The organism is Pedobacter suwonensis, assembly GCF_007833675.1.
GTDB classification, from domain to species: Bacteria; Bacteroidota; Bacteroidia; order Sphingobacteriales; family Sphingobacteriaceae; genus Pedobacter; species Pedobacter suwonensis.
Genome location: NZ_CP031708.1, coordinates 2153194 through 2170057, shown reverse-complemented (window position 1 = coordinate 2170057; position 16864 = coordinate 2153194). Strand labels below are relative to the sequence as shown.

Here is a 16864-nt window from a genome sequence, read left to right as displayed (position 1 = left end):
TTCAATTATTTACTTAATTACTAGGGCTAAAAATTCATCAAGGGTCAATATGGTTACATGTTCAGGTGGTAATTCAATATAATTTTCGTATCGCCCTCTGATGAAAGGTTTTGCAATTTTAAAGTGCCCAGCATCTAGGTATTTGTAAAACTCCTCGTCGAGTTTTATAACACGAATAATTTTTTTTCCTGTTCCTTTTTGTGTCAAGATGTGAAACACAACATGCAGTTTCCCTTTACCACTTTTTAATTTTGCTCTTGTATTGTTAAGTTTATCAGGACGGATCCAAAGTGGCAAGTTGAAATCAAGGGGTATATTGGGGCCAGTCACCTCGATATAAATATCCTTTTCTGGAATATAAAGGTCTGCATCTCCAATTTGGAGATTGTTATCTAATGCATTTCCCCTGATATAGTCAGCTGTCCCTGCTCCGAGACCAATTTCAATGACTTTCATGCCAGTGCTTTTCTCAATGATAGATTTAATTGTCTTTTCCTTCTCGCTAGAAATATCCCAAAATTCCTTATAGGCGTCTTTCCAATAGTGCTTGTCTGTACTCATAAATTGTATTTGGTTTAAAACGTTTTTGATATTATCTCAATTTCTAGTGGATCTAGTTCGAAGAGCTTGAATATTGTATGATCCGGATCGGCATGAATTTGCTCGTCAACTACTGCTTTCTCGTCATAATATTTTTTTGGAAAAGGAATCCTATTTGTAACCACATTATCGAAGTGCATCGTTCTAATAGCTTTACCGTAAATAAAATTATAGACATACCAGTTAATAACTTGACTGTTTAAAAGTGCATTTCCAAAATATTTATCAATCCCTTCGTTAAAAGTAATTTGGTTAATAGTATCTAAAATGACATAATTTTCGCGGTCCTCCGGTGGCACGGCTGAAATAATTTTTAAATGGGGAACGGGCTTTGTTAAATGGGCTACTATATTCTGAACTAATACAGAATTATCATTTATCATAGCAATAGGATCTAAATTTTGCTTAGATACAATATATCCACGATTAGAATCACGAATGTTGTTTCGTGCAATATCAATGCCCCCAAGAACTGCGAATTGTCCAGTGGGACTTAAATCACGTTGTATTCCTGCACCTCGTTTATTACTGGATATTGTTCCAAGATACACCGACTTTGATAAGATTTTCTTAGCTAGAGCAATTTCCTGGTCAAGTAGGCCATTCAGTATAAAATCAAAATCATCTATCAGACTTTTATCTATGTTTGTTTGATAAATAAATTCATTTTTTATGATTGTATAGGAGCCATAGTAAGAGAATTCTACATTTTTCTGAAGTATGTAGAGGCAGGCCTCCAACTTTACTTCCTGCCATGGTTTATGGCAATCAACTACAATGGAAAGTTCCTTTTTAGTTAAATCTCTAATCGTTTTATAGTTCGAAGAAAAAGTAAATGCTTTTGGAACGATATAAGCATTAAGACCTTGGCTTTTTAATAGATTTCTTGCAAGGGCAATAAAAAGTATAGCTGTTTCTGAAGATTGAAAGACGCGTTCGCGTAAATTTTTAATTATTTTCTTGCTTAGTTTTACCCCGTAAGGTGGGTTACCAATAATAATGTCGAAACCAATAAAGTCACCCTCATCATTTAAAACCTCCGGAAATTCAAATCTCCATTCAAATGCATTGATGTAGATGGCATTATGCAACCGATCGTTACGTTCAAGCTCATTGGTATTAAACTTAACTTTTGCCTTTTTAATTTCATCAATTAGTTTCTTCGGAATTTTTTCTCCCCATTGCATTTTCCGGTTCAATTCTGCCTCAAGATTGATCAGGTTACCACGTGATTTTGCAATCTTTGTTCTGAATTTATTGTCAATATTATTTTTAAAGGCAGTCTTAATCTTTTCGATAATCTGATTTAGACGTTTTTTTTCTGCCTTATCATTCGTATGTTTATAATTATAAACAGCCTCCTTATAGTCATTGAGGCTATAACCTGTTTCCTTGAAAGCACCCTTTAAATCAGAGTCCAATTCGAATCTAGCAACTAGAGAATTGCCGCATTTAATGTTAATATCAATATTTGGCAATGTTTCGAGCTCAGTAGGAGTTTTGTAATAAGTACTTTTTAATAATTCTATCCAAAGCCTTAGCCTACATATTCTTACAGAGTTAGGATTAATATCAACCCCAAATAGGCAGTTTTCTATTATTGTCTGCTTTTCTCTAAACAGAGTACGCTGAATGTTCTGACTCTCAAGATTTCCGGGTCTATACTCAAATAACCTACCATCATCATCGGTTACAATCAGCTCATCATTCTCCACCTCAATATTATAGTCTCGAAGGGTTCTGCCCTCCTGGTCTAAAAGAATCTTAAGCTCACTTTTAATAAAGATTAATTCATTCAAACATGAGACTAGAAAGTGGCCGGAGCCAACTGCGGGATCACATATAGTAAGACTGTTAATGATCTTGTTAGCTTCTTTTTTGTCTGTTATCTGATCGTAAATCTCAGCCATAGAGGAGCAGTTCCAGCCCTTGATCAAATTGAATCTTTGAATTACACTCTTCCTAATTGTTTCCCTGGCCATGTACATGGTAATAAAACCGGGTGTAAAGAAAGAACCATCCTTATAGCCATTTATCTTTTCAAAGATCAACCCCAAAACAGATGCATTAATTAGTTTTTTGTTCTCCTCTTGTATTTCCTCGGAACCTTCGCTACTGAAATCATATGCATTAAGGAACTCAAAGAGATATTCCAATGTACTTAGTTCTGTTTTTTTTACAAGATTACCATCTTGGTTCTTTAATACTGAACGCACAAAAAGCGGCAAAAACCTATCGTCTTTTAGGTTGCTTATTGCAATAGTCTTATGTTCGATATCTGAAACCTCAAATAATGTGCTATTTAAATATGGTATGTTAGAAAAAAGCCCTCTAACTTCACTATTGCGTTGGTTCTGCGGAATAGCAAGAACACTAAAAAATAAACTATTTAAATCATCAAAATTTCTAATTTTTTTTAAATTCAAAAATTGATAGTTGTCATCTTTTTTATGGTAAGAAAGTAGTTGTGCTTCTAATAACTTTAGAAACAGAATACGGTTTATCCAAGTAATAACCAATTCAAGCCCCACATTGAACAGACGATCTTCATGTGTCAATCCATATTCTGATGGTCTTTCTAGATTTTGGATTTTATCCATACTCTCAATCTCCTGAATTGCATTTTCCAAAAGTGAGCCATTGTTTCGTTCTCCCTTGGCAGGTCGGGTAATAATCCGCTTATCACCATTGGATTCCTTCAATCCAATAATGTAAAGCAGTTCAGAATAAAAGTTGCGGTCTAAAGTGTTACTATCATTAGCAAAAGGAAGTTTTAAAATGTGTTGTGGAGATAGAAGCTTATACAGGGCAATTAGAGGCCTGTCATCGGTTTTATTATCACTCCTTAGCGCCTTTTGATAATCATTTATATCAAAATAAGTGAATTCTAACAAAGGGCCGATTTCAGCAACAATTGGCTGAGCAATCTCCTTGTAGAAAAAATCAGTCTTGACTCCAGATAGCCTTTTTTCTTCAAAATCCTTAAATTGTCTTACTAGATTCCTATTCTCAGCAAAATAACGCTCAAATATTTGCGCGTCAAATATGAACCATTCATAGATGTTGGAGATGATCAGATATTTGAGAGATTTATTTTTCAAGCTAATTCTTTCTCTTAAAAAGTATAAGATCAACTCGTGAAATGCCTTGGTATTTAGATTTCCAAGTTTTAACATTTCAGATTTATTTGCGGGCTTTTTTACTTCAAGAATTACTCCTACATCACTTTTTGGATTATCATCATGATGGATTACCAGATCATTTCTGCCTTTAGTATTAATATAGTGTCGTGATGCGTAATAAGTTTTATTCAAAAATGTAGAAAGTATATTCTTATGATATTCTTCCGATTCACTTTCATTAATTTGGTTTAAGAGATCGATCAGGTTACCCTTAAAAAGTTCAATTTCACTTCTGTGGGGCTTCACTTTTAGGAATGCCTTGTTGAGTGCCTTTCGGAGACCAATTGTATTATTTATCATATTCAAATTGAGTGTGCTCCAAAATTAATCCAATTTAGTGAAAAATTTCTTTTATTAATATATTGCTAGCCACGAAATAAAAACTTGCATAAAGATATTATTTTAACACGGGATATTGTTATTTCTTACCTTTTGTAAACTGTGTTCTGATATTAACTATTTTTTCATATCGCTTAAAAGCGTAGATTTGAGTTAAATCAAAATTAAGCTCATATGACTATTCAAGAAATTACCGAGATTGCCGGATATTTAGCAAATCCCAATAGACTTACCCATTTGGAAGTAGAACTGCCGCAGGTGATGGTAGCTAAATATTCAGCGATTTACTTAGCTGCTTCAGGCCTTCCATTTCCAGGATCTGCAGACCCTTCGGTTTATGTAATCCCGCCAGGTGGTAACAAATGGGGAAGAGAAATGAGGTGTTACATATACGTCACTGATCCTGGGAGTTTTCCTGCTTCACTCGCAAGTATAGCAACAACAGGAGGAAGACCAGGTTACGATATATATGATACCCGAGTTAATAATATAGAACTTATTGACGCATTGATAGAGTTAGGCTTCGTGATTGGCTCACCACAGAATGAGGCCCGGATTAGAGCTGCGGTAGCCCCCGAATTAATTTCCCATTTTAATGCAGGCTATAATATGCCTTAACTTCTATTAGCTATGCCCCAATATAATTATTGAGGCAGGCTAATCATCCTCATGATTTTTCAATAGCTTCATGCTGGGCGATACTTATGATATTAATTAAGCATATGAGGCATTGAACTAAGAATAAAAAAGCAATTTTATAAACAATACATTTAATCTAAAAAAAACGAGTATTAACCTATTGCTCGCGCCCAGCAGCTCATATTCAGAATCGCAAGGAATCAGATAGAAAGGAAAGTCTGTGCCAAATTGCAAAATCATCTATAAATAATAATATTCAATATAAAACAAAAAATTAATGGAAGCGCAAAAAATCGAACTTGAAATCAATCACGGTATGGATTCATTCATACGGGATTCAAAGATTTCCACATATATAACAGAATTTTTGGACAAATTTAAGGATAAATTTCCTCATACATTAGTTCATTTGCATTTATTTGAGGAAGTACAATCATCGACTAACGATATAAAGCCAAGGGCTCTAGGAAAAGCAAAAAATAGAAAACTCCGCATCGATATTGGCTTTGAGCGCTTCAGAAAAGGAGCCAGCTTAACAACTCCCTCGCCAGAACAATTTTTTAGTCAGCTTAATTTTGTGATGAATAAAGAGGTGGAGAATTATAAGAATAATATTAATAAAATCAATCCTGTATTAAGAGCCCGTTTAAAGCGAATGGGCATTGATTTAAGTACTGAAAAAAATGCTGATGCAAATGACCTTAAAGGTTCTTTAGCGACTGCGAATTATACTTTGAATTTTGACCTTAGGATAAATGAACTAACGGATGAGGATTTATATCAACTAGGATCATCAATAATTGTCCAAGCAAATAAAGGTAAAATTTATACTCGTCCTGAAGTCATTCGCGAGATGGCAGAAAAGCTAGAAGATATATAACCGAACAACCGAGCCAACATTAAAATCTTAAAAAAAGATCAGTCTGTAAAACCATAATTATTACTAAAAAGAATGGGACGCTAGGCTGATATATTACTTTACACTTTCCATTTGGCCGCAATAGGCTAAAGTCACCCTAATCTTTACCCTAAAAGCAAAAATACTTTAAAATAAAAGAGACATTTTTATTACTAGTCTCTTTTATTTCTTTACAGAACCAAACCAAGAATTACTTCTGTTTTTATCTCGTTTTTCGAAAGGTTTAATATTACCATTACCCTATTCCAAAAAAAGTTACAGCAGTTAAAAGTGCAGAAATGGTAGCCTTCCAAGGATTTTGAAGCCATTCACTTATAGGATATTAAGAAGTCATTTGATTGGGCATAAATTGAATTATTGCTTTTTTATTCCTTAGATCGTCGGACTTTCCTGAATGCCTTAATAGCAGATAGTATGATGGCCTTTTAGCCAGTAAGTGCTTTCAATGCAATATGGGATATTTGCTATAATAATAATTTTTAACTTAATTTTAAGACTTTCATTCTCAGTATCTGAAATAAGTGAATTAAGTAGTAATTTTTAGTGCAAAGTTAGTGATTATCTCTATTTTCAATTAGGGGGGAGCTTGTTTCCCATGCCAATTGCTCAGCTAGTAAAACAAACTCCCTATTTCTTCTTATTTTATTGATCTTCGGTTACTGTTCTTCTACCTCTATGATCTGAATGATCTTTTCCACAAATTGCTTACTTTCACTTCCGTCCTTATTCAGCTTCGGAATTTTTTCATAGGTTATTTCAATCATGTTTTTGACAGGCGTACTTGGAAAAAGTTGTCCAATTGATTTCAAACCCAAAGCCTTTACTAAAAGAGGGAGGTGTCTAATGCTATATTTATCTCTTTGGCTTAGGTCTTCAACCTTACCAACAAAGCTTCCAGCCAATTTAAGTTTGGAACTAAGCTTTGCTTTTGATATGCCCTTCTTTATTCTTAATGCTTTAACTTCTTCTATTAACAGGTAATCTATTTCAGAGATTACTTTTTTTTCCATATTTTTTTTAAAATAAATCAACCTACATGTTGGTTGATAAATAAATATTACTTATCTTCGTTATCAGTTATTTATAGCGACAAACAGAGTTGGGTTATCCTGGCTTTAACGATGTTGCTCATGATAGAAAACCGTCAAACTTTCCCATGAGCCGACCGTGAGTTCGCCGTATCTATTGGATTTTGTTATCTTCGCGATATCTTATATTCAATAGGGCGGGCTTCATGTCAGTCTTTTGGGAAACTTAAGCCTTCAGCTTAAGCGGTTCTTGACGGTACCTCTATCAAAAGCATTGGAGTTCGCCCTATTGGTTTCTTTCCAATCTGGTTTCATTCTGCTTTTATTGAGTCTCATCGTTTTACATAAAATTAAACGTTTATGAAAACGAAAAAATTAACCGCCATCAACTTTTGTCACTTCCAGGAAGTGATAAAAGATTATTCCCTAAAACTATTGTTAAAGAACGTCATCTGTTCTCCATCGTAATGCCAGTGCCAGAATTACAGGTATAAAATAGCCCAATAAAAAACAGGGGGTTGGTGTGAGAGCACTTATTCCCGGTGGGTTAATTTAGCCTGGGGCCAGCCTTTTCTGCTTGTTAGGCAAGGGTGCATTACTGTGGTTATTCGCATTCCCAAGGTAAGCATCTTTTTCCTCATTTGCAATACGGTGTGTCCGTATCTGCCTGTTTTTAGGCAGAGGGGCTGGCTTTTGCCCTTTTTTTGTGATGAAATAAAGGGAGCGCTCTGCTGTTAATGCCAACCCAATCTACCTAACCAACCATCTGCCATGAGCACCAATAACCGTTACCTGCCGCTTTTTTTCCTTTGCTGGGCTTTTTTGTACAGCCCCTTTGCCGTATGGAGCATTTGGCTGGCAGGTGCTGGCGGGCATCAACAGGTTGTGGCGGAGAAAAGCCAGGTTGAACAGGTGTCGCAGCATCCACAAGGCAAAAAGCCAGTACCTGATGATTTTACCTGTTTCTGTACTTTTTATGGAAATAAAGCCTGGGGTTTTAATTGTAACCTCAATTTTTTGGTGTCTTATTATGTAACGGAGCAGGAAGGAGTGGGCCATGGAGATCAGTAGTTGTTATCCTTTCGATCGGCTTTATGCCTTAAAGCCGAAAAACCCGGTATAGGTTTTGGCGGTGCAGGGGGCTTTACCCTGGGTTCAATTAATATACTTTAGTAAGACAAATTGGCTAGCCTTAAAGACCCTGAAACAAGTTCAGGGTGACGACCGTTCATGCAAGGTGCCAATTGAATCCAAAGTAAAGCACATGTTCAATAGAATTCAGGCTTTAGGTTTTTTAATGATGTAACAATAATGCAGTCCCCTGCATTTGCTTTTAGTCCCTGTCTTTTTTTAAGGCCGGGATCTTTTTCTAATCAACTTAACCAAAACTTATGAACCCATCTACAATGGCTATCTCAAGGGGCAGGCTATGCCTTCATCTTAACCATAGCGTTTTAAAAATATTCACCGTTTTTATGCTGATTTTGGCCCTAACCGCAAATAGGGCTGCAGCACAGGAGCCCAGCCAGGCCACAGGACTTTCCGTTGGCCAGGCCCTTCCTGATTCTTTATTAAATGCAGCACTCAAATTACTGGGTGCCGGGGCAGGAACTGCTTTTAAACTGGCCAATTTTAAGGGGAAGCCTTTCATCCTCGATTTTTGGGCAAGCTGGTGCGGGAGCTGTATCAAAAGCCTGCCCCATGCAGACAGCCTGCTAAAGGCGAACGGGCAGGCCTTAGGGATTGTACTGGTGAATGCATCAGCGCGCGACCGGGATGCAGGAAAACTGGCCCGGTTTGTCGATGCCTTTTTAAAAGACCATCCGGGTTTTTCGGTTCCGTTTGTAGCGCAGCACGAGCTGTTTGCCCGGTATTTTAAGATCAGCAGGCTGCCCTGTTATGTGTGGGTTGGCGGTGATGGCCGCATAAAGGCCATCACCGGATATGGTACGCTCCATGAGCAGAATATTCGTCGCTTTCTGGCGGGCGGGCAGCTCTTGATGGGAAAGGAGGGGATTTGATATGGGCGGTTTAAAATCTAATACACATAAATTTAAGTGGAACCTGTTGTTAATGGTATCTGCTGTGCTGATCCTGTTGTTTTCGGTATTATCTGTTGTTGCGCAAGATAGAACGGGCATTAAAATATCGGGCAGGGCCAGCGCAATAGGAGGGGAAGGGCTTACCATAAGTGTAACCGGGGCAAAAGGGGCGCGCACGCAGACCGATCAGTTGGGCAGGTTTAGTGTGGTGCTTTCAGCACTGCCTGATACGCTCATCTTTTCTGCAGTCGGTTACCAAACGCGGCGCCTGGTGGTAGGTGCTACAGATCAGGCGATCAATGTGGAGTTAAGCCCCGCGGCTTTTGATTTGGGTGACGTGCAGGTAAATACGGGTTACCAGTTGCTGCGTCCCAATGAAACCAACGGCACGGTGGCCGTGATCAACAGCGACCAGCTGAATGCCAGGGGAGGATTGAACCTGCTCGACAGGCTGGTTGGGCAGAGCTCCGGCCTGCTGCTGAATATCGGCAAAACCAACCCCAACAACCCCCAGAACAAAACCAATATCTCCATCAGGGGGCTGGGCACCATTAACGGCCCGCTTGATCCGCTGATTGTGCTTGACGGTTTTATTTATGACGGCGATATCTCCAACCTCAACCCGCTGGATATCGAAAATGTATCAATCCTGAAGGATGCTTCGGCAGCTTCGATCTGGGGCGCAAGGGCCGGTAACGGCGTGATCGTCATCACCACTAAAAAAGGAAAGTTTAACCAGCGTTATGAAACTGCTTTTTCATCCAGTGTGCTGGTTGCTGCCCTGCCTGATCTGTCCAGGTCGCCACAGATGGGCAGTGCCGATTATATCGAGGTAGAGCGCACGATGTTCAACAGCGGTTATTTTGATGCGCAGATAAGCAGTACACCGTTTTCTGCACTCACGCCTGCTGTTGAGGTTTTACTGGCCAAAAGAAACGGGACCCTCTCCGCCCAGGCGGCCGAAGAGGCACTGAACAGGCTGAAAGGTATCGATGCGCGGCAATCTTACCTGGATGAATTTTATACCCATGCATTGACCCAGCAGTACGGGCTGAACCTGAAGGGGGGCGATAGCAAACATGCCTTTGGCCTTTCGGTAAGCTATGACCGGTCTTTGGGCGAAACCTATGCCGCTTCTGATAAGGTGAATATCGGCCTGTCTAACGATTTTAAGGTAACCGGCAGGCTAACATTAAACACAAAGGTTTATTTTACGGGCAATAAAACGGCCTCGGGGCGGCCGGCTTTTGGTTCGCTGACTACCGCCGGCAGGGTGGTCCCTTATCTGGAATTCAGGGACGGGGCGGGGAATGCCCTGCCTGTGGCCATTGCCTACAGGGCGGCCTATACCGATACGGCCGGCAGCGGCAAACTGCTCGACTGGAAATATTACCCTGCAGATGATTACCTGCACCGGACCAACAAGTCTGCCCGGCAGGAGGTTTTTGCAACCGTTGCGCTGAAGTACAGGCTCCTGCGGGGGCTGAACCTGGATTTAAGCTACCAGTACCAGCGGCAGCAGACGGACGGTGAGCTGCTTTCGGATGAACAGAGTTATTATGCCCGTGACCTGATTAATAGTTACAGCCAGCTTAACCGCGCTACAGGGCTAGTGAGGTATATTGTGCCAAGGGGTGGGGTGCTGAACAGCAGCGAAGCCCGGCAATCATCTGCTACGGCAAGGGCGCAGCTGAACCTGCTGCGTACTTTCGGCAAACATCAGCTCAATGCGATTTTGGGGGGCGAGGCCAAACAGACGGATGCCTCATCGGCCTCGCTTACGCAGTATGGCTATACGGCCGATCCGCTTACTTTTGTAAATGTAGACCTGGTCAATAATTATCCTGATTTTTTAAGGGGAAGTGCTTCTTCGATGGGGTCGGGGCAGTTTTACACCTCCACCCGCTACCGTTTCCTAAGTTTTTATGCCAATGGCGCATACACCTATAATGGCCGGTATACCTTATCGGGCAGCATCAGGAGGGATGGGTCTAATATTTTTGGCGCCAATACCAACGACCGCTGGAAACCGCTCTGGTCTGCAGGGCTTGGATGGCTGGTTTCGGGAGAAAAGTTTTATAAAAGCGCACTCCTGCCCGAACTCAGGCTCAAAGCTACTTTCGGCTACAGCGGAAATGTTGACCTCACCAAAACGGCACTCCCTATTGCCGCTTATGCTTCCAGTCCGCTTACCGGGCTGCTCACCTCCCGGATTTCCAGTATCAATAATCCCGACCTGAGGTGGGAGCAGCTTTCGCAGCTGAGCCTGGGCGCCGATTTTGCTTTCAGGGATAAACGGCTGAGCGGATCGGTGGCTTATTTTATCAAAAAGGGGACTGACCTTTACGGCCCTGCCCCTTATGATTATACGGGCTGGGGACGTACCGAAACCCTGGTGAGGAACGTGGCCGATATGAGGGGCAACGGTTTTGAGCTTGACCTGCACTCGCTTAACCTGCGTGCAGGGGATTTTAACTGGAGAACCGACGGTTATTTTACTTACAGTATCTCCAAAACGGTAAAGTATTACACCAGTACGCCCAACGGTCTGAGTCAGTTGCTCAATACCGGCACGCAGATTACCCCGATTGTTGGCAAACCTTTATATGCGGTAGGCGCCCTGAAGTGGGCGGGGCTTGATGCCGGCGGAAACCCGCAGGGTTACCTGGCAGGGCAGGTAAGCAAAGATTACCGGGCCATTTTTGCCGAGGCCAATGCTACGGGGGCGAACATTGTTTACTACGGTTCGGCAAGTCCCCTGTATTTTGGTTCGCTGATCAATACCTTTTCTTACGGTAGGCTGAGCCTGGCTGTAAACATCAGTTACAAGCTCGGTTATTATGCCTCAAAACCTACCATAAGCTACCCCGGCCTGGTTTTAAACGGCAGCGGGCACAGTGATTTTGCTTTGCGGTGGAAGAACCCGGGCGATGAGTTAAAAACCAATGTTCCTTCGTTTGTATACCCGGTTGATGAGAACAGGGATTTCTTTTATACCTCTTCGGAGGTGAACATCATCAGGGCCGACAATATCAGGCTGGATTATATCAACCTCTCGTATAAAGTGGGCCTGCGCAAACTTAAAAAAGTGTTCCGTGCGCTCGAGGTGTTTTCGGCGCTCCAGAACGGCGGCATAATGTGGCGTGCCAATAAGTTTGGGGTTGACCCAGATTATGCCGGCAATATCCCTCCTTCGCGAAGCTACCTGTTGGGGCTTAGGGGCAGTTTTTAATTAGATGAAAATATGATGAAAAATAAATTATTATTGCTGTTGACAGGGGTACTGGCGGTTTCGCTGGTATCCTGCAAAAAGTACCTGGATGTAAAGTCGGATGCGAAGCTTGTTACCCCGCAAAGCCTGCAGGATATCCAGGCCCTGCTGGATGATTATCCGACCATGAATACGAAAACCACGCCAAGCTTACCCGAGAGTTCTGCAGACGACTATTTCTGGTTGCCTGCCACCTATAATTCCCAGAGTGCGATAAGCCAGGGGCTTTACCGGTGGCAGCCTTTTGATTCGCGTTTTGGCAACGACTGGAACTATACTTACCAGGCGGTTTTTAACTGCAATATCGGCCTTGAGCTGTTGGAGAAAATTGAGCGGACGAATGTTAATGCCACGGCCTGGGACAATGTTAAAGGCTCTGCCCTTTTTTTCAGGGCATATTATTACCTGCTGCTTACCGCTAATTATGCCAGGGTGTACAATGAGGCTACGGCTGATGCCGACCCGGGGATTATACTCAGGACGGCTTCTGATTTTAACCTGCCGGGAAAAAGGGCAAGCGTGCGCGAATGTTACAACCGTGTACTGCAGGATGCGCAGCAGGCTGCAGGTTTGTTGCCCGATGTTCCGGCCCATGTGATGAGGCCATCGAGAGCGGCAGCCTGTGCTTTGCTCTCAAGGGCCTATCTTTATATGGGCAGGTACGACCTTGGGCTGCAATGGGCCAATGAATCGCTGAAGATCAACAGTAAGCTGATGGATTATAACAGTGATCCGGGTGTGATCAATCTGACGGCGAATGTAACCTTTAGAAAGTTTAACGGCGAAACATTGTTTTATACCGAAATGGCCCCTTCGTTTACCCTGCATGCCACCAGCAGGGCCAGGATAGATACGGTGCTTTATGCTTCCTATCAATCCGCCGATCTCCGCCGGACGGCTTTTTTCAGAATGGTAAGTGGTTACCCGCAGTATAAAGGAAGTTATGCAGAAAGCGCATCGGTATTTTTTACCGGTATTGCCAACGATGAGGTTTACCTGAACAGGGCGGAGTGCAATGCTTTTTTAGGGAATGTTGCTCCGGCCATGGACGACCTGAACCTGCTGCTGAAATCGCGTTGGAAGAAAGGGACGGTATTTGTGCCCTTAACGGCCGCTGACCGTGCCGAGGCGCTAAAGAAGATCAGGACCGAAAGGAGAAAGGAACTTTTGATGAGGGGGATGCGGTGGATTGACCTGAAACGGTACAACCGGGAAGGTGAAAACCTGGTGATTTCCAGAAATATCAGGGGTAAACTGGTCAGCCTGCAGCCAAATGCGGCTTATTATGCACTGCCTATTCCGGTTGATATTATAGAACAGACCGGAATTGCCCAAAACTAACAAAGAGGCCATGCACAGCAATTTCCTGTACATGGCCTCACTGCTATGCCTGGTTTAAGGCTGATCGGAATTTTCGATCTGCATCAGGCCATCTGCAGAACCGGTAACATAAGCGGTATTGGTTGGCGCATTAAAAGACGCGGTCAGATTGGCCGATGACTTTAAGGCCGGAGTAGCGCTCAGGTCTACATAGGCCTGGTCGATAACAATGGAACAGGCTCTTTCTTCTCCTGAACAACCTTCGCTATCCGGAGCATACAACCAGTGCGATGGATTGGTAACGTTTGCCACGCTGTAGGGCGAAGAACTGGGCGGATTATAAACGAACCTATACTGATCCCTTTTTTGTTCGCTTACTTTGACTGATTTAAATGCACTGGTGGTAATGGTTAGGCCGAACCCCAATACGAGGGCTACAAGGCCAAGGTTTAATTTGTTTAACATGGTATTTAGTTTTTAAATGATCTCCGTTTAGGAGGATAAATGAAATTGATCTGTTTCGGTGGTCTGGCGATCGGTTGATTTTTGCTGTATTGGATAGGACCGGTATCCGGTTGTGCTGCTTACTCTTTGTCACGAACCTCCCGCTTTAAGTGAATAATTAGGGTAATGAGCGTTATTGCGGTAAACACCAGGTTAAATACCAGGTGTGCTTTCCAGCCGAGCCATTTTAAAACACCGCCGCAACTACAGGGCACCTTGTTGAAATAGCCTGCCAGCACCATTGCGATGTATAGGGTAAAAGCCGTAATTAGCAGGAGTGAAGCAATAAGGCCGTATAACCTGGTTTTGCTAAAGGCCAAAAGGGTAGCGGCAATCATTTCTGAAGCGGGTACGGCAATAAGTAACCAGGCAGTAAAGCGTTCAGAAAAAACCTGTTTGGCCAGTTCGGTTTTGAATTGGTTTAGATTACCAAGTTTGCTGGCCGCAGTAGTAGCCCATAAAATAATGAGTAAGAGGCAGCCGAGCTGATAAACACTTTTACTTAGATTTAATTGCATGGCCTGATCATTTTAAGCGGTTTACCTTATACAGTTTAAATTACTGGTATAAAGTTCGGTGCAGAACAGGCCAGGTGAAGGCCATTTAAGTTGCCAAAAGGCTTACAAACAATGAAATGCAGGTAGCGGATGTTACTTTTTTACCGCTTTTGACCTCAGCCGGCTTAAAACTTTGGGATGGATGCCCAGATAACTGGCGATGGTTTTAAGGTCGCAAAGGTTAAACAGTTCCGGCCTGGTGTGCATCAATTGGTTGAAACGGGCATTGGCATTTAGCCTGGAAAGCGCTGTGGTATGCAGCAGTAATGCTGCAAGCTGGTGCTGGTAAAGTTTGTTCATCAGTACGCGGTATTCGGGAAATAGTTTATAAAGGTTGGCGGTGTGTTTATCACTGTAACCGGTCAGTGTAGCATCGTCAAGGAATTCGATAAACAGCTCGCCTTCGGTGTAATTACCCAAAGTGGCCAAGGGGACAATAAACTGGTGCTGATGCCAGAACAGGAGGGTTGTTTCTTCTTCTGCATCAATGGCATATAACCTTAACGTACCGCTGCTGATAAAAAGTAATACCGCACAATATTCATCAGCAAGCTTTAGGGTTTCTTTCTTTTTGAATGTACGTTCTTTGAGCAGGAGGTTTAAATAACAGCTTAACCCAAAAGATGGGCTGATGTAGTTCCGGATGGTTTTTAAATAGTCGTTTTCTTCCATGATCTGTTTTTTACCTAAAGAAAAAAGCTTTTTGGTCTCCTGTCAAGTTGCCGGGCTGGCAACCCCGGGCAACCCGGCCGATGTTTGGGTACATATCTATATTTTATCCCATGGCCCGGCATTTTAACCGATCATTTTTAATTTTTTGGTATATCGTCAACCCGTATGTACCTACATGGAGAGTATCTTTCAAATTGATAAGAGTGATTTCTTACCACGGGACGGGTAGATCAGGAACTTGAGGTGCGTGATATCTGCGAAAAAAATGCCTGTTTTGCCTGCCGGGTGAACCTGATTTGAAAATTTTTTTACGCAACATCCATGCGCTGACCGACCATTTTGAGGCACAGACATAGGCTTTAGCTAAATTGTTTTATCTGCCTGCACAGGCGGTTTTGTTGGCTGGGCGAAAGTTTTTTACCTTGCTTTGCTGAAGCGATTTGGCGCTTCTGGTTACAGTAAAACAACCTGATTGATATACGATTTGAGATAAGTTGTCGTTATACAGGGTATAAGATGTAACCATAATACTAATTTATTTACTGATTAAGTTTACAGAAGATGGAAAAACCTTACCTGTTTGCTTTTTCATCCCTAATTATTTTTGTATTTACCCCGCTGCATGGAACGCTCGCACATGCACGGCAAAGCCACCCTCAAAGGAAGGCTTGTATCCTGTTTAACCCCCGGCTGGTGTGCCCCAGCCGGGGCGACCCATTGCTTTGGCCATTGTGTGCCCTGTACATTCATGATCATCTATATACCGATTAATTAACCTCCATATTATTGGGAATGTTGAACAGTTTTTGGCGCTGTTTGACGCTAAAATTTTAAGATAGACCCAAATTTTCTAACCAATTTTAGTCGCTCCGGCACCATCGGTTAGCCGCCCTGATAACGGCACAGAAACATTTTCCAGATATGGTTGCAGCATGCCCCATCAGCATGCTGCAATATGTTTTTGTTTTTAAACTTTACGCCCTATGAATAACCTTGATGCACTAGTACAGATCTTGTACAACATATACCTTGTACTGAACAAAGAACAGTTAAAATTTACCTTTATCGATCTCTTCGGCGACCCTGAAACGCAGCTCACCCGGCAGCAGGTAAAAGATTACCTCAACATCAGCGAAAGTACCTACAAACGTAAAGTGAAAGATGGCACCTTAAAGCCCATCAAACTGCCCGGCGGCGATCGTTTTTACCTGAAAGACCTGCTGGCTGCCTACCTGGAGAGCCAGCGAAAAGGCCGTATCTGATTTTTACTGTGAACTTATTCCAGTATAGTACACAAGTATCAGGAAGAAAACATAACATTGTAAACCCAATACAGTAAAAACAAATTCGATAGTAAACACAAATCAGTAATAAGACTTTTTACTGTAAACTTATTCCGGTATAGGCCACTGGTACCAGGCTTACCCCTGGCTTACCCTTTGCTTACCTGTTGTTTACCTTTTGCTTACCTGTTGGTTACCTATTCTTTACCTGTTGTTTACCCATGGCTTACCTAAAAGGTAAACAATGGGTTTTTCCGGGGTAAACATTTACGGGGGTTATGGCCATGCTGCCCGGGGGCAGGCAGGTTGTTTACGGTTGCTCCTTTGCCTGGATGGCCGGCATTAGCATGGCTCATTTTAGCTCATTATGGCCCATAATCAGCTCAATTTAGCTCATTTGAGTCCAAAATGAGGTGCCATTACTTCAAAGCGCCTAGGTTTGATCATGGATTTGAACATACCGGTATAGCAGAAATCCGATGAATTAAACATTTTTTCACTTAAAAAA

Annotated in this window: 13 protein-coding genes; 7 read left to right on the top strand and 6 right to left on the bottom strand. The window is 42.0% G+C overall.

Annotated features, from left to right (window positions below; translation table 11 throughout):
• Window positions 1-9 precede the first annotated feature (9 nt).
• Window positions 10-561 (bottom strand): hypothetical protein, encoded by a 552-nt coding sequence (locus DV942_RS08645; RefSeq protein ID WP_145856854.1) that lies wholly within the window; start codon window positions 559-561, stop codon window positions 10-12.
• A 14-nt stretch (window positions 562-575) separates the two neighbouring features.
• The gene (locus DV942_RS08640; RefSeq protein WP_145856852.1) at window positions 576-4082 is read right to left on the bottom strand and encodes a DUF7149 domain-containing protein; all 3507 of its coding nucleotides are present in this window, start codon (window positions 4080-4082) and stop codon (window positions 576-578) included.
• Between the two features lie 213 nt (window positions 4083-4295).
• Between DV942_RS08640 and DV942_RS08635 the strand changes: the two genes are divergently transcribed.
• Both DV942_RS08635 and DV942_RS08630 read left to right on the top strand, forming a co-directional pair.
• On the top strand, window positions 4296-4739 hold the full coding sequence (locus DV942_RS08635) for a hypothetical protein (RefSeq protein ID WP_145856850.1): 444 nt from the start codon (window positions 4296-4298) through the stop codon (window positions 4737-4739).
• A 298-nt stretch (window positions 4740-5037) separates the two neighbouring features.
• Window positions 5038-5640 carry a hypothetical protein gene (locus DV942_RS08630; RefSeq protein ID WP_145856848.1) on the top strand — a complete coding sequence of 201 codons (603 nt, stop codon included), beginning with the start codon at window positions 5038-5040 and terminating at the stop codon, window positions 5638-5640.
• 695 nt (window positions 5641-6335) lie between these two features.
• Here the strand turns inward: DV942_RS08630 and DV942_RS08625 are convergent.
• A complete protein-coding gene (locus DV942_RS08625; RefSeq protein WP_145856846.1) occupies window positions 6336-6689 on the bottom strand; it encodes an XRE family transcriptional regulator in 354 nt (117 codons plus the stop codon).
• A 789-nt stretch (window positions 6690-7478) separates the two neighbouring features.
• Here DV942_RS08625 and DV942_RS08620 point away from each other — a divergent pair.
• The 4 genes from DV942_RS08620 to DV942_RS08605 all read left to right on the top strand — a co-directional run bounded on the left by DV942_RS08620 (window position 7479) and on the right by DV942_RS08605 (window position 13361).
• A complete protein-coding gene (locus DV942_RS08620; protein ID WP_145856844.1) occupies window positions 7479-7778 on the top strand; it encodes a hypothetical protein in 300 nt (99 codons plus the stop codon).
• Window positions 7779-8098: 320 nt separating this feature from the next.
• Window positions 8099-8728, top strand: a complete 630-nt coding sequence (locus tag DV942_RS08615) for a TlpA family protein disulfide reductase (protein ID WP_222431179.1) — start codon at window positions 8099-8101, stop codon at window positions 8726-8728.
• 1 nt (window position 8729) lies between these two features.
• A complete protein-coding gene (locus DV942_RS08610) occupies window positions 8730-11981 on the top strand; it encodes a SusC/RagA family TonB-linked outer membrane protein (RefSeq protein ID WP_145856840.1) in 3252 nt (1083 codons plus the stop codon).
• A 12-nt stretch (window positions 11982-11993) separates the two neighbouring features.
• A complete protein-coding gene (locus tag DV942_RS08605) occupies window positions 11994-13361 on the top strand; it encodes a RagB/SusD family nutrient uptake outer membrane protein (protein ID WP_145856838.1) in 1368 nt (455 codons plus the stop codon).
• 54 nt (window positions 13362-13415) lie between these two features.
• On the opposite strand, the gene DV942_RS08600 is transcribed toward DV942_RS08605, so the two are convergent.
• From DV942_RS08600 to DV942_RS08590, 3 genes are all read right to left on the bottom strand, one after another.
• The gene (locus DV942_RS08600; protein WP_145856836.1) at window positions 13416-13805 is read right to left on the bottom strand and encodes a hypothetical protein; all 390 of its coding nucleotides are present in this window, start codon (window positions 13803-13805) and stop codon (window positions 13416-13418) included.
• A 119-nt stretch (window positions 13806-13924) separates the two neighbouring features.
• Window positions 13925-14362: a MauE/DoxX family redox-associated membrane protein gene (locus tag DV942_RS08595; RefSeq protein ID WP_090980735.1), complete on the bottom strand. Its 438-nt coding sequence runs from the start codon at window positions 14360-14362 to the stop codon at window positions 13925-13927.
• Between the two features lie 132 nt (window positions 14363-14494).
• A complete protein-coding gene (locus DV942_RS08590) occupies window positions 14495-15073 on the bottom strand; it encodes a Crp/Fnr family transcriptional regulator (protein ID WP_145856835.1) in 579 nt (192 codons plus the stop codon).
• A 983-nt stretch (window positions 15074-16056) separates the two neighbouring features.
• Between DV942_RS08590 and DV942_RS08585 the strand changes: the two genes are divergently transcribed.
• Window positions 16057-16335: a helix-turn-helix domain-containing protein gene (locus DV942_RS08585; protein ID WP_134203701.1), complete on the top strand. Its 279-nt coding sequence runs from the start codon at window positions 16057-16059 to the stop codon at window positions 16333-16335.
• The last annotated feature ends 529 nt before the right edge of the window (window positions 16336-16864 follow it).